This window comes from Corynebacterium poyangense (assembly GCF_014522205.1).
GTDB lineage: Bacteria > Actinomycetota > Actinomycetes > Mycobacteriales > Mycobacteriaceae > Corynebacterium > Corynebacterium poyangense.
Genome location: NZ_CP046884.1, coordinates 2,127,589 through 2,141,019, shown reverse-complemented (window position 1 = coordinate 2,141,019; position 13,431 = coordinate 2,127,589). Strand labels below are relative to the sequence as shown.

The window sequence follows — 13,431 nt, the reverse complement described above, 5'->3', positions numbered from 1 at the left end:
CCGTAACTTGGGCGCAAAGATGTGACTAGCGTCCATTCATGAAGAACAAACAAAGGTCAGTCAAATACCCACTTCTCAGGGAGGCGGACTGGTCTTTAGGAGGTAATTACATGTCTGAGCGGATTGCGAACGATAAGCTTCGTGGGAAAGTTATGTCTCCGGAGGGGGCTGCCCAATTTGTTAATGCTGGTGACAAAGTAGGTATTTCCGGTTTCACCGGGGCTGGCTACCCCAAGGCGCTTCCTACCGCAATTGCTGAGCGCGCGAAGGCAGCCCATGACAAGGGTGATGACTTTAAGATCGATTTATTTACTGGCGCGTCTACTGCTCCGGACTGTGACGGAGTACTGGCTGAGGCGAATGCTATTAATTTCCGTACGCCTTATCAGTCCGATCCCAGTATGCGGAACTCCATTAACGCCGCCCAGATGAAATATGCTGACATCCACCTTTCGCACAGCGGTATGTACATGCAGCAGGGCTTCTTTGGGCAGCTCGATGTTGCGATTGTTGAAGCAGTGCGGATCACTGAAGAAGGACACATCATTCCTTCGTCTGCAGTGGGTAACAACGTCGAGTACTTAGACGCTGCTCAGCGCATCATCATCGAGGTCAACTCCTGGCAATCCGAACACCTTGAGGGAATGCACGATATTTGGCGGATGCCACAGCTGCCGAACCGCATCCCGGTGCCCATTACCTCCCCCGGCCAGCGCATTGGTTCTCCGTGGATTGACATTGATCTGGACAAAGTTGTGGCCGTGGTGGAAACCAACTCCCCTGACCGCAATGCCCCCTTCAAACCAGCTGATGAAGTGTCCCAGAAGATCGCCAGTAATTTCCTTGATTTCCTGGAGGGAGAAGTTGCCGCTGGCCGCCTGAGCTATGACGGATACATCATGCAGTCTGGCGTGGGGAATGTGCCCAACGCGGTGATGGCTGGCCTGTTGGACTCTAAGTTTGAAAATATTCAGGCTTACACCGAAGTTATCCAAGATGGCATGGTTGATTTGATTGACGCCGGCAAGATGACCGTTGCCTCTGCGACGGCCTTCTCCTTGTCCCCGGAGTATGCCGAGCGAATGAACGACCAGGCTGAGAAGTACCGCGATTCCATCATTTTGCGTCCGCAGCAGATTTCCAACCATCCTGAGGTCATTCGTCGTGTCGGATTGATTGCCACTAACGGCATGATCGAGGCTGATATTTATGGCAATATCAACTCCACCAATGTTTCTGGTACCCGCATGATGAATGGCATCGGTGGTTCCGGTGACTTCACCCGCAACGGTTATATTTCCTCGTTCATCTCTCCCTCCGTAGCGAAAGACGGAGCGATTTCTGCCATCGTTCCTTTTGCAAGCCATATTGACCACACCGAACATGATGTGATGGTGGTTATTACTGAATATGGTTACGCAGATCTTCGCGGTCTAACCCCGCGTGACCGGGCGAAGAAGATGATCGCTATTGCTCATCCGGATTACCGCCCATTGCTGGAGGAATACTATGAGCGGGCCAATAAGGGTAAATTCCTTCACACTCCGCATGATCTTCCCACGGCATTTTCTTTCCACACCAACCTGGCAGACAAGGGCAGCATGAAAGGCTGATCTTATAGTCTGATCACCAACAACCCGTAGGATCATCCTGTGAACCTACGGGTTCTCTTGGCATTGTGCGAGGTCAGGGGGTTAATTCCACTTCAGCCAAAAAAGGCGTTATACTGTTACAGTTGCTTTAATCAATACTAAGAAGCAACGGTTGGGCCTTTAGCTCAGTTGGTAGAGCTACGGACTTTTAATCCGCAGGTCCCGGGTTCGAGCCCCGGAGGGCCCACTTATTTCCCCGGCATGAACTGCCGGGGTTTCTTTTCTTCTCCAGAGCCCAAAAGTTGCTGTGCTCTTAGTTAAGGGGAACACCTCGACCATGACTCGCATCGAGGAAGTGCTGGCAGTGCCGCCCTCTGTACCAACCCTTAACCACGGCAGGATCGCAAGTAAGGGCGCGGAGAACACCAAGCACACGAGTTCTCTTCGCATCGCGAGAACTTGTACTGAGGGCAGCGCTTAGTGTGTATTAGCCCTCATGGACTACGGGGTCTGCTCCTGCTCCCCGAGACAGAACAGTATCTACGGTTCGTTGCCGGGACTGGTGAATTCGGTCCAGATCTGCGTCGGGCATATTTATCAAGGAAGAAATAGGGGACACAGTGACGGGCATGACCTTGGGGGCGCTAATAATGGTGGGAATATAATCCAAGCGAGAAATCTCCCAGCGCCCATGATCAGTGGGGGCAAAGGTGAAGCGCACAGTGAGGCCATCATAGGCCAGGAAGTTATCTGGCAGCTGAGAAGCCACCATATTCCCCAGACCATAAACGACCCATTTCCCATTGACTTTCTCAATGGGTTGCACGGCATGAGCATGGTGCCCGTAAACCACGTCAATATCCGGGGAAGCAGTAAGGATATGGGCTAATTCGGTCTGTTGCTCGGTGGGCTCGGTATCGCCTTCGTTGCCGGCGTGAATAGCCGCCATAACAATATCAGCGCCGGCCTCACGAGCAGTTTTAGCTTTGGCCAAGAGCGTATCCGGATTAAGGTCCTGGACCATCCAGGGTTCCTCCACCGGTAAGCCGTTAGTGCCATAGGTGCCGTTGACGACGGCTACTTTTACCCCTGAGGCGGTGGTGACGATCCGCGGGGTAGCGTCTTCTTCCGGGGTGCGAGACGTACCAGAGGTCATAATTCCGGCTGCCTGAAAAGCATCCATGGTGCGTTGAATGCCGGGGAATCCGCCATCTACTGAGTGATTGGATGCTGTGGTGCACAGGTCCCATCCTGCTTGGGCTACGCCTTGGGCAATCTGAGGAGGGGCTTGAAATTGCGGATAGCCGCTAAAGGGACCTTCGGGCGGGGCAAACGGTACTTCTTCATGGCAGATTGCCAGGTCAGCGTTGTCAATAATGGGCTTCATGGGGGCGAAGACTGGAGAAAAGTCCCAGATGCCGTCCGGGTTGTGGCCGCTTTCAAAAACATTTTCATGCCATAGGAGATCTCCCGATACGGTGATGCTGATGGGCTGTGGTTGCGAGGCGGGGAGCTGCGCGTGGTCGATGGTGGGGGATCCTGGTTCCGCGCTAATGAGGTGGGTCCCGAGGCCAGCGGCGATTGTCCCGATTACTGCTCCGGAAAGCAGGGGCACGCTGAGGCGTTGAGCTTTGTTGAGGCGCGCCGCATGAGGGGCGCGTTGAGGTCTCATGATGTATTTAACCTTAAGAGATATTAAAAAATTTATTTAATAGAAAATTATATGTTTGAGCTAATAAGGGTCAATAATGGCTAGCTTGGTAGTACTTTTCCTGGCTTAGGGATTGAAGCTGCCAGTAAAGAAACAGAGGTTATGGTTTTTTGAGGAAGATGACTCACCGCGGGTTTTGGGGCCGGTGATGAAGCTATTCAGGAATCTCATAAAGCACCACAGTATAACTAGGTAAGTCATCTGCGGAGGGGACTTTTCCCCTGATGAGAAATGGTCTTTATGGTTGCGTGGGTTGCCGAAAAAAGAAAAAGCGCGCCGAAATATCTTTTCAGCGCTTGGATAGTATAGGTTTGTTTTCTTTATCTCGTGGCGAGTTCCTGGCGGGCGCGTTGATTATTGCTGCGTTCTTATCTTCTCATTAGGAAGAAAGGCTATCTCAGCCGTGGAGAGTAGGTGAAAACTCTCTGAAAATTGTGAAATATCGGCAAGAAATGGCAGCAGGTAAGGTTCGCTGTTCCCCCGAGGGCAAGAGTGATGAGGTGTTTAGTGCACCCTGGCTCTGACGGCACTGAGTGCGCAGGCAATGACGACGAACCCGCCGATCACCGTTCCTAGAGTGATGTGTTCGCCCAGCAGTAACCAAGCCCAGAGCAGGCTCATGACCGGTTGAGAGAGTTGGATTTGGCTTACTTGAGACATTGGCCCAAGGGCTAAACCGTGATACCAGGCAAAAAACCCGAGGAACATGCTGATGACGGAGAGATAAGCGAAAGCCAACCAGGTAGTTAAGCCGCCACTTGGTGGATGGTGAACTAAAGCTACGCCGGAAAATAGTGTCATCAAGGGGAGAGAGATAACTAGAGCCCAGGAAATGGTTTGCCATGATCCGAGGCTGCGGGAGAGAACTCCGCCTTCGGCGTAGCCAATGGCGCATAGTGCCACAGCGAGGAAGAGAAGAAGGTCCGGCCACGTCAATGTGCTGAGACTGCCGCTGCTGTGGAGAGCAAAGATCACGGCAGCTATCGCCCCGGCTAGGGCAGAACCCCAAAACAGTGCTCCGGGTTGTTCTTTGGTTCTGAGCACGGCAATCACGGCGGTGGCAGCAGGCAAGAGGGCGATAACCACGGCCCCATGGCTAGCGGGAGTGACGTGCAAGGCATAAGAGGTCAAGAGTGGGAAACCCAGAACTGCCCCGATAGCCACTACTGCTACCTGTATCCATTGTTGCCCGCGGGGGAGTGGCTGGCGGGTCCAGCGCAAGGCGATGATGGCTAGGATGCCGGCGATGACTGAGCGGCCTGATCCGACAAAGAGAGCAGAGAGATGATCGTCGCGAAGGGCAACTTTGGTGAGTGGCACGGTGAAGGAAAAGGCGATGACGCCTAAGAGGCCCCACCATAGGCCGGCGTGGGATCGCCGTGAGGGGGATAACGGTTCCTCGCTTAAAGCGAAAGCGCTACTATTAATACTCATGTTTAACAGTAGCACTATCGGAGGATTTCTCCTAATACCTCCCCCATGGTTGCAGCTCCTTCATGGAAGCGAGAAGGGGCAGGAGAGGAATAGTTTAAGCGAATAAACTGTCCTGGCGGATCACTGGGGAACCATTGTTGACCTGCGGCGATATAGGTTCCACGGGAGCTACATCGGGAGGCAAGATCTTGCTCGTCTATCCCCTCGGCTAAGCGTAACCACAGGTTTAATCCTCCGGCTGGAATATGCACCAAAGAAAGAGCGGGAGCAAGAGGGCTTAAGGCTGCGATGAGGAGATCTCGCCGTTGGGCAAGCTGGGACCGGAGGTGTCGCAGATGCGTTTTCCACGCAGAATTCATCACCACATCTGCGGCAACCTGTTGGAGTAGTCCACTGACGTATAAAGCATCGGCTCCGATGCTTCCTAAAATCCGGTCTCGTGCTGGTCCGCGGGCAATGATCGCCCCCACCCGGATGGCTGGAGAAATACTTTTAGTTAATGATCGAAGATAGATGACGTGGCCGGAATCATCTAAAGCCGCCAGCGGAAGCAGCGGTTCGGCTATGGCGAAATCCCGTGCCCAGTCATCCTCAATGAGAAAGGCGCCATGTCGGCGAATAACCTCGAGGACTTCTTCACGGCGGGAAAGTGACCACTGGGTACCCGTCGGGTTGTGGAAGGTAGGTTGAGCATAAAAAACCTTGGCGCCCGTGGTGCGTAGTGCTGTACCAAGATCAGAGATGAGTGGCCCGTCAGAATCGTGCCCGACGACCTTGAGCCGCACATCACCTTGTCGAGCAGCGAGAATAGCGCCCCAATAGGTCGGGGATTCGCACAGAACTGCTTGACCAGGAGCACACAATGAGCGAAAAACTGCCACTAAGCCGCTTTGGGTTCCCGGGACGATGGTGACATCACGCGGCATCGGGGGTGAGATTGTGGCTGGGCTACGATGAGCCAATTCTTGGGCAAACCATGATTGCAGTTCCGGAAGTCCGGCGCTCGGGCTACGGTCGGCAAGACTTGGGCTTCGGGTTACTCGGTTAAGGGCTGAACGAATCAGCCGTAGCGGCAATAATTCCGGAGAAGGATAACCAGAGTGAAAAGCAATGCTGGTGTTGTCTGCATTGTGGAGCGGATCAGATAACCCCATTACTCGGGGTGGAGCTTCCCTTAAGGCGGCAGCTTGCCAGGTAAAATCTAGGCTCTTTGCGGTGCGCTGTTGTCGTACGAAAGTGCCACTGCCGGGCCGACTTTCTACTAAACCCAATCCTTTAAGGATGTCCATTGCCTTGTGGACAGTAACCGGGCTTATCCGGTACTGCTCCACGAGACGGCGACTGGATGGAAGCTGAGTCCCGGGAGCAGCTGAATCTATCCACTGGCGTAAGTGGCCCACGAGGTCATCAACACTACTCATAAGACCATGATAGACAATAGCGCTATCGTCTCAGAAGGTGAGAGGGAGTATCACATTTTCTCTTTTAGCTGACTGGAAACGGAAAGATCCTGACAGAGTGCTTCTACGGATCCTTTGGCATCACCGAGGAGCATGTCGGTGTTGTCTTTGCTAAAGAGAGGGTTAGCTACGCCTGCATAGCCTGCGCCCATGGAGCGCTTCAAAACAATAACGCGGTGTGCTTCCCAGACTTTGAGGACCGGCATTCCAGCGATAGGAGATCCTGGTTCTTCAGCAATGGGATTCACGGTGTCATTGGCGCCAATGACTAGCACCACGTCGACGTCGGGGAAATCATCATTGATCTCATCCATCTCTAGAACAATGTCATAGGGGACCTTGGCTTCTGCCAACAACACATTCATGTGGCCAGGTAACCGCCCGGCGACCGGATGGATCGCGAATACCACATCGACGCCGAGGTCTCTCAGCTTCCGCGTGAGTTCTGCTACGGGGTATTGCGCTTGCGCTACCGCCATGCCGTATCCCGGGGCGATGACTACGCGTCGGGCGTCGTGAAGCAGCTCTGCGGTCTCGGCGGCGGAGATTTCGCTGTGCTGGGCATGAGGATCAGCCAGGGTGCTTGATGAGGAACTGGTGTCAGACCCGAAGCCCCCTAATACGACGGAGAGGAATGAACGATTCATCGCCTGGCACATAATGGCGGACAGGTAGGCACCCGAAGAACCAACGAGTGCGCCGGTGATAATGAGCAGCGGGTTTCCCAGCATAAAACCGGCGGCAGCGGCCGCCCACCCGGAGTAGGAATTAAGCATACTGACCACAACGGGCATGTCTCCGCCACCAATAGCGGCGACGAGGTGAACCCCAAGAATAAGGGCGAGGACCGTCATGATGATGAGTGCCCACCATGAGGCGGAAGAAATAAAAGCCACCAATAATCCAGCACAGACGATGAGGATGAGCAGATTAATGAGGTTTCTTCCAGGAAGAGTAAGTGGGGCACCGGAAATCTTTCCGGACAGTTTTAACCAGGCCACAATGGAACCAGTGAAAGTCACCGCGCCAATGAATATTCCCAGGTGGATCTCACCAAGATGGAAACCATAGTGATCAGGCTCGTGGCCTAAAGATTCTACGAAGGAATTGTAGCCGATGAGTACTGCCGCTAAGCCCACAAAGCTATGCAAGATCGCGATGAGCTCAGGCATCCCGGTCATTGCGACGCGGCGGGCCCGCCACACTCCGATGACGGCGCCACCGCCCATGGCGGGCGCAATGAGCACCAACGTCATGAGGATGGAATGTGCCGAATTTTTTAGGCTCAGTACAAGTGCTGCCGCAACCGCGATCATCATGCCGACAGCGCCGAAGAAATTGCCGCGTTGAGCAGTGTCTTGTTTCGCTAATCCAGCCAGCGCCACAATGAAACACAAGGCAGCGATAACGGATGAGATTGTGCTCAAGGAATCCATCTTAAGAATCCTTTCGGAACATTGTGAGCATCCGGTGGGTGACCGTGAAGCCGCCGAAAATATTAATTGATGCGACGAAAATCGCGATCATGCTGATGATTTGAACAGCAAGGTGAGGAGAACCGATTTGTGGTAGCGCCCCTACCACAATGATCCCGGAGATAGCGTTGGTTTCCGACATGAGTGGAGTGTGGAGGGAGTGGGTGACGCTGGTAATAACGTAGAAACCTACGACGATAGCCAGCATTAGCACCACATAGTGGCTGGCGACCGCGGCTGGGGAGAAGGCCATGAGCACCACCGCGAGGATGGTTGCTAACCCGATCCAGAGAAGCGGGGAGCGTCGAGTCTTTTCTTCCGCTGGCACCGCGGGTTCAGCCACAGCTTTCTGATCTGCGGGGGCGGGGGCCGCCGAGACCTTGACTGGTGGGGGAGGCCATAAAATATTTTCTCCCTGGCATAAACACACGCCACGGATAATGTCATCATCCAAATTGACCTGCGGACAACCGTCTTTATCCGGAGTTAATAGTGCTAAGAAATTAGCGAGGTTCTTAGCGTAGAGATGAGATGCCTGAGCAGGAAGACGGCCAGCAAGATCGGTGTACCCGATGATCTTGACTCCGTTGCCGGTTTCTACTACCTGGCCTGGTTGAGTGAGCTCACAATTACCTCCGCCTTGGGCGGCCATGTCCACGATGACACTTCCTGGGCGCATCTGTGCCACATCGGCAGCTGTTAACAACACCGGTGAACGACGTCCAGGGATATTTGCCGTGGTAATAACAATATCTGCGCGGGCTGCTTGTTCAGCATAGAGAATTGCTGCGGCTCGGGCCTGGTCTGCGGTCATTTCCTTGGCGTAGCCGTCTTCGGATTCTTCAGTAGCAACCGGGATGGCAACAAATTCCGCACCCATGGACTGCACTTGCTCAGCCGTTTCTGGGCGGACGTCGGTAGCTTTGACCACGGCGCCCATGGATTGTGCTGTTCCAATAGCAGCTAAGCCAGCAACACCGGCGCCAATAACATACACCTGAGCAGGAGGAAGTTTGCCGGCTGCGGTGACTTGTCCGGTAAAGAGTCTGCCAAATTCTGAGGCCGCCTCAATTACTGCTCGATATCCGGCGATATTAGCCATGGAGGATAAGACATCCATGGATTGTGCCCGGCTGAGCCGAGGAACAGCATCCATCGCCATAGCGGTAATGCGATGCTGACGGCATTGCTCAATAAATTCGGGGGAGGTTGCCGGTGCCAGGCGAGAAATCAATAGCGCCCCGGGTTTCATGAGCTCTAGCGCTGAGAGCGGGGGTTGGTCTAAGCACAGAACAATATCTGCGCCCCAAGCGGCAGCGGAATCAACAAGTTCCGCCCCGGCATCATGATAGGCCTGATCAGGGAAATGCGCGCTAGTGCCGGCGCCTTTTTCCACCGCCACCTCATATCCCAATCTCTTGAGTGAGGCTATGGTTTCTGGGGTGGTGGCAACCAGACGCTGGTCCGGGTGCGGATCGCGGGGAACGCCAATATGCATGAGGGCGGCTCCTGGGAGTAAGGGACACAAGAATCCATTAAGGATTCATTACTACTCCCAGTTATATTCCCCTTAGCAAGAGCACAGCGAATTCTGTGGGAGAAGTCACCGAAGCAGAGCTCGGGGACCGGTTGGGTTTGGCGGGTTAAGGCAACTATCCGGAATGGTAGAAGCCGAACATTGCGCTAGAGGAAGAACCGGATGGTAATCCGCGGGAACCCCACCATCGGCAATGGCTTGCCGGTAGGCGTCGACGCCGGAGCTGGGTCGGCGAGTTAATTGAGGATCACTCAGGACATCTACGGTGTAGAGACCAAACCGAGGTGCGTATTTCCCCCACTCGTAGTTGTCGACAAGGGACCAGTGGTTATAGCCGATAACGTTGTAGCCATCGGCACGTGCACGCTGAAGCCAAAATACGGTGTCCTTAATAAAATCTCCTCGTTCTACGCCATCGGTTCGAACCCCATTATCCGTAGGCATACCGTTTTCCACGATGTAGATGGGTTTACCGGGGAAGGCTCCAGCAAAGTGCTGAATGGCTTCATAGATTCCTTCTGGTTGGGGGCGTACCGCAGCAAATTTGCCGAATGCGGCATTGATGGTCGTGAGATTATTGGCGGCTACTCCGTAGTAGTAGTCAATGCCCACATAATCCAGAGCATCTGCTACCCGATTAAGCAGCATGGTGTCGGTAATGCCCGTGACCGCAGGTAAGAATGCCTCGTTGGTGGTAACCATGGTAGCTGGGTTGGCCCGGTGGGCGGCCTCATAGCCTAGCCGGTGGGCGCGGGCTATGTTATCGAGGAAGCGTGGCATATCAGCTACATTGATGAGGCCGATTTCTACTTCATGGCCAAAGAACACCAGGGGTTCATTAAAGGTTACCCATAGGGTGTCCTGTCCGGGGCCTCCCCAGCGTTGGGTAATTAAATCCGCGAAACGGCCGAAATGCTCAATAGCGTCCTCACTGAGGAAACCACCGCGGTCAGCTAGCCATCCAGGATAAACGTAGTGAACCATGGTGATCATGGGGGTCATGCCATGCGCCCGAATGCTGTTAATGATGTCATCATAATGGGCGAGGGCGGCCTCATCGTACTGATCGGGAGTGGGTTCAATTCGTGCCCATTCCACACTGATTCGGAAGGTGTTGACTCCCATATCGGCAGCGCGTTGGATGTCCTCGGGATAGCGCTCCCAAAAATTAACGGCGTCATTGACTGGGTCGTTTTTCCCGGTGGGTGCCGTCGCGTCGACGTACCGTTTCCAATTGGAATCTGGGTTGTGGCCTTCAACTTGGAATCCGGAGGTTGCCACCCCCCAGTGGAAGGTAGGGGAAGCAGTAGGCGCAGCGGCAAAACCTCCTGCCGCAGCCGGGGAGGTGGGCAGGAGGAAAAGGGTGAAAAGTAGCGCCGCCGCGGCCATCAAGCGGGCTCTAAGGTTACTCATAAGCCCACTCTAGCAAGGGCTTAAAGAGTGCCGATATCTTCTGCAACGGTCTTGAGCCCCTCGACACAACGGCTGCCCGAGGAGGCTCCAGTAGTGTTTTCCGGAAGATACTTAACTTGCTTATTCTTTATTGCCGGAACATCCGCCAACGCCGGATTCTCTAGCAATTCCTTAAATTCTGCCTGAGCCTTCTGCTTATGATCTGAAATCAAAATCACATCCGGTTTCAGCTGGGCAATGACTTCCGGATCGGCTGGGGTGACGCCTTGACTTCCTACTTCATCAATGACCGCGGAACCACCAGCCTCACGCACCAATCCATTGAGCAAAGTATTAGCAGGCATCAACATCTTGGTGCCACCTCGCGCCATTAAGATCATCACCCTGGGTTTATGGTCCCTTTTAAGGTTCGACGTCACCTCATTGCGCTTCTGCTCCATCTGCCCAATAATCTCATCAGCTTTTTCCTCAGCCCCGGTAGCCTGCCCGAGGATCCGGATATTGTCTTCAATCGAATCAATCTTGGACCACGCGGAAGAAGCAAAGCTCACCGTCGGTACCCCTGCTTGCTTCAACAACTCAGAGGCATCTTTTTCCTGACCATGCCGAGACGTCAACACCACTAAATCAGGTTTAAAAGACAGCAATTGTTCTGGGTCAACATGAGCTGATCCGGTAATTTTCGTGGCCTGAGAGGGGGTTTTATCGCCAATATCCGGGGTGGCGATAATGCGTTCCGGTTCAATAAGGTCAGCGAGAACGGAGGCTCCATCAGTGGAGGCGACGACGATGCGTTGAGGTTCAGATTCAATGTGAACGCTATTGTCTCCCACCTGAATGTCACGGGGAAAACTAGCTGAATCCGCAGACGCGGAACGGGTAGTTTCCGAGGTGGCACTATGATCTTCGGACTGTTCCGGGGAGCTGCTACATGCTCCTAAAAGAAGTGTTAAAGATGCCAGGCTACACACTGCTAGGCGGGAGTGTATCTTCATTCGAGTTCTCCTTATTTTGGTCTAGGGGAAGCGGGACAAGGGGAGTAATCATCACTGAATCCACATCAGGATCGTGACGGACCCTGGCGCGAACAGAGTAAAACTGAGCCAGTTTTTCTTCTGTCAGCACCTGATCCGGAGGGCCCTGACACGCCACGGTTCCATGATGAAGCAGAATTACTTCATCGCAGAATCGAGCTGTGGAGGCTAAATCATGTAGAACCACGACCACTGTATTGCCGTCGTCGGCAAGCTGGCGCAACAGGGACATGACCAGGAGCTGATGGCGGATATCTAAATCACTGACTGGCTCATCAAGCAGAATCACCGGGGTTCGCTGAGCAATTGCTCTGGCTAGGTGAGCTAGTTGTCGTTGGCCTCCAGACAGGCTTTGAACTGGCCGATCTGCAATATGGCTTATCCCCGTTACGGTGAGGGCCTGATCCACCGCAGCGTGGTCGGAGGGGTGAAAACGGCCAAAGCGCCCCACATAGGGACTGCGAGCTAAGGCCACCATGTCTTTGACCCGCAACTCTCCGCCGGTGGAGGTGTCTTGAGGCACGAGTGCCAATAGCCGTGCCCGTTCTGCGGCACTGATATGAGCAATATCGTGACCATTAATAGCAACTGATCCGCCGCTACGTGGACGTCGTCCATTGATGGCTGCTAAGAGGGTAGATTTTCCTGCACCATTTGGCCCGATGATTCCGGTGACGTGGCCGGTGGGGGCGTGGAAACTGATTCCCGGAGGGGGAAGAATTCCCGGTACACACAGATTGGTTGTGGTCAAACTCATGGGTGGCTCCATTTCCCCCGGGAGCGAAGCAGCAACCACAGGAACACGGGAGAACCCAGAAACGCAATCATGGTGCCGGTTTGGAAAACGAAAGGGGATACCCATAGCCGGGCTAGGGTATCTGCGAAAAGGAGAAAAGCAGCTCCGGCTATGGCTGCACTGGGAAGTAATAATCCATGGCGTGGGCCAATAACCAGCCGTATGAGGTGAGGGATGACTAAACCGACGAAGCCAATGATTCCGGCTACGGACACTGCTCCAGCCGTAATTAGAGAGGCAATAGCTAAAGCCAGGAAGCGAGTGCGACGTACATTGACTCCAGTGGAGTGAGCAATATCTTCACCTAGAAGAAGTAAGTCCAAACGTCGGGCCATTGGAATGATACCGAGCACCCCGATAAGAAGGAGGAGGAAAACCATCGGGACGTGACGCCATTGTCGAGCAACTAAATCCCCATTCATCCAAAAGGCGATACCGCGAAGATCTGAGTCTTGTGGTGCGTTAGCGACCAAGGAGGCGGTGATGGCGCCCAGAAACGCGCTGGCGGCAATGCCGACCAAGACGAGGGTGATAGGGTCTGCTCCGCGCCGGGAAGCCACAGCGTAGACCAGGATTGCGGTGAGGATAGCGCCCAGAAACGCTGCGGCGGGTAATGCCCAGTGGTAGGTGGCGGTGGCTCCGGAGACCATGGCGATGACAGCTCCGAGCGCGGCACCAGAAGACACCCCGATAATCCCTGGGTCAGCAAGGGGGTTATGGAAGATGGCTTGGAGAATGGTGCCGGCTAGGGCTAAGGCAGCACCTACTCCGAGGGCTACGAGGGCGCGAGGGAGCCGGATGCTGCGGATGAGGGGAGAAGACCATAGGTTGGCCCAGTCGGGAGAGCTGGGGCCTAGGCTTAGAGCGCAGAAAAAAGCCACCACAAGGAGGATGAGAAGAAGAGGAAGAATAACTCTTCTTGAGGTAGGCATTGAGCCTCGCCCTCCTTAGTGGTGGCCAAACTTATGTGAGCAAATTT

General features: G+C 54.1%; 10 protein-coding genes and 1 tRNA gene. 2 read left to right on the top strand and 9 right to left on the bottom strand.

Annotation, left to right across the window (positions count from 1 at the left end; translation table 11 throughout):
* Positions 1–110: 110 nt before the first annotated feature.
* Positions 111–1,613 carry an acetyl-CoA hydrolase/transferase family protein gene (locus tag GP475_RS10140; protein WP_187974254.1) on the top strand — a complete coding sequence of 501 codons (1,503 nt, stop codon included), beginning with the start codon at positions 111–113 and terminating at the stop codon, positions 1,611–1,613.
* Between the two features lie 153 nt (positions 1,614–1,766).
* Positions 1,767–1,839: transfer RNA gene (locus tag GP475_RS10135), tRNA-Lys, on the top strand.
* 240 nt (positions 1,840–2,079) lie between these two features.
* Here the strand turns inward: GP475_RS10135 and GP475_RS10130 are convergent.
* From GP475_RS10130 to GP475_RS10090, 9 genes are all read right to left on the bottom strand, one after another.
* Positions 2,080–3,264, bottom strand: a complete 1,185-nt coding sequence (locus GP475_RS10130) for a CapA family protein (protein ID WP_187974253.1) — start codon at positions 3,262–3,264, stop codon at positions 2,080–2,082.
* A gap of 543 nt (positions 3,265–3,807) precedes the next feature.
* Entirely contained in the window at positions 3,808–4,737 is a 930-nt protein-coding gene (locus GP475_RS10125) for a DMT family transporter (RefSeq protein ID WP_187974252.1), read from the bottom strand.
* 14 nt (positions 4,738–4,751) lie between these two features.
* Positions 4,752–6,158, bottom strand: a complete 1,407-nt coding sequence (locus GP475_RS10120; RefSeq protein WP_187974251.1) for an aminotransferase-like domain-containing protein — start codon at positions 6,156–6,158, stop codon at positions 4,752–4,754.
* A 50-nt stretch (positions 6,159–6,208) separates the two neighbouring features.
* Complete coding sequence (locus GP475_RS10115) at positions 6,209–7,633, bottom strand: NAD(P)(+) transhydrogenase (Re/Si-specific) subunit beta (protein ID WP_187974250.1); 1,425 nt, start codon at positions 7,631–7,633, stop codon at positions 6,209–6,211.
* Between the two features lies 1 nt (position 7,634).
* Positions 7,635–9,170 carry a Re/Si-specific NAD(P)(+) transhydrogenase subunit alpha gene (locus GP475_RS10110; RefSeq protein WP_187974249.1) on the bottom strand — a complete coding sequence of 512 codons (1,536 nt, stop codon included), beginning with the start codon at positions 9,168–9,170 and terminating at the stop codon, positions 7,635–7,637.
* Positions 9,171–9,275: 105 nt separating this feature from the next.
* Entirely contained in the window at positions 9,276–10,622 is a 1,347-nt protein-coding gene (locus GP475_RS10105) for a family 1 glycosylhydrolase (RefSeq protein WP_187974248.1), read from the bottom strand.
* Positions 10,623–10,642: 20 nt separating this feature from the next.
* Positions 10,643–11,617, bottom strand: a complete 975-nt coding sequence (locus GP475_RS10100) for an ABC transporter substrate-binding protein (protein WP_187974247.1) — start codon at positions 11,615–11,617, stop codon at positions 10,643–10,645.
* On the bottom strand, positions 11,586–12,413 hold the full coding sequence (locus GP475_RS10095) for an ABC transporter ATP-binding protein (protein WP_187974246.1): 828 nt from the start codon (positions 12,411–12,413) through the stop codon (positions 11,586–11,588). The genes GP475_RS10100 and GP475_RS10095 overlap by 32 nt, the downstream gene beginning before the upstream one ends.
* Positions 12,410–13,384 (bottom strand): FecCD family ABC transporter permease, encoded by a 975-nt coding sequence (locus GP475_RS10090; RefSeq protein ID WP_187974245.1) that lies wholly within the window; start codon positions 13,382–13,384, stop codon positions 12,410–12,412. The genes GP475_RS10095 and GP475_RS10090 overlap by 4 nt, the downstream gene beginning before the upstream one ends.
* Between the last annotated feature and the right edge of the window lie 47 nt (positions 13,385–13,431).

Coding starts and splice junctions, on each gene's coding strand:
- GP475_RS10140 (WP_187974254.1), top strand. CDS start 111: ATGTCTGAGCGGATTGCGAACGATAAGCTTCGTGGGAAAGTTATGTCT.
- GP475_RS10130 (WP_187974253.1), bottom strand. CDS start 3,264: ATGAGACCTCAACGCGCCCCTCATGCGGCGCGCCTCAACAAAGCTCAA.
- GP475_RS10125 (WP_187974252.1), bottom strand. CDS start 4,737: ATGAGTATTAATAGTAGCGCTTTCGCTTTAAGCGAGGAACCGTTATCC.
- GP475_RS10120 (WP_187974251.1), bottom strand. CDS start 6,158: ATGAGTAGTGTTGATGACCTCGTGGGCCACTTACGCCAGTGGATAGAT.
- GP475_RS10115 (WP_187974250.1), bottom strand. CDS start 7,633: ATGGATTCCTTGAGCACAATCTCATCCGTTATCGCTGCCTTGTGTTTC.
- GP475_RS10110 (WP_187974249.1), bottom strand. CDS start 9,170: ATGCATATTGGCGTTCCCCGCGATCCGCACCCGGACCAGCGTCTGGTT.
- GP475_RS10105 (WP_187974248.1), bottom strand. CDS start 10,622: ATGAGTAACCTTAGAGCCCGCTTGATGGCCGCGGCGGCGCTACTTTTC.
- GP475_RS10100 (WP_187974247.1), bottom strand. CDS start 11,617: ATGAAGATACACTCCCGCCTAGCAGTGTGTAGCCTGGCATCTTTAACA.
- GP475_RS10095 (WP_187974246.1), bottom strand. CDS start 12,413: ATGAGTTTGACCACAACCAATCTGTGTGTACCGGGAATTCTTCCCCCT.
- GP475_RS10090 (WP_187974245.1), bottom strand. CDS start 13,384: ATGCCTACCTCAAGAAGAGTTATTCTTCCTCTTCTTCTCATCCTCCTT.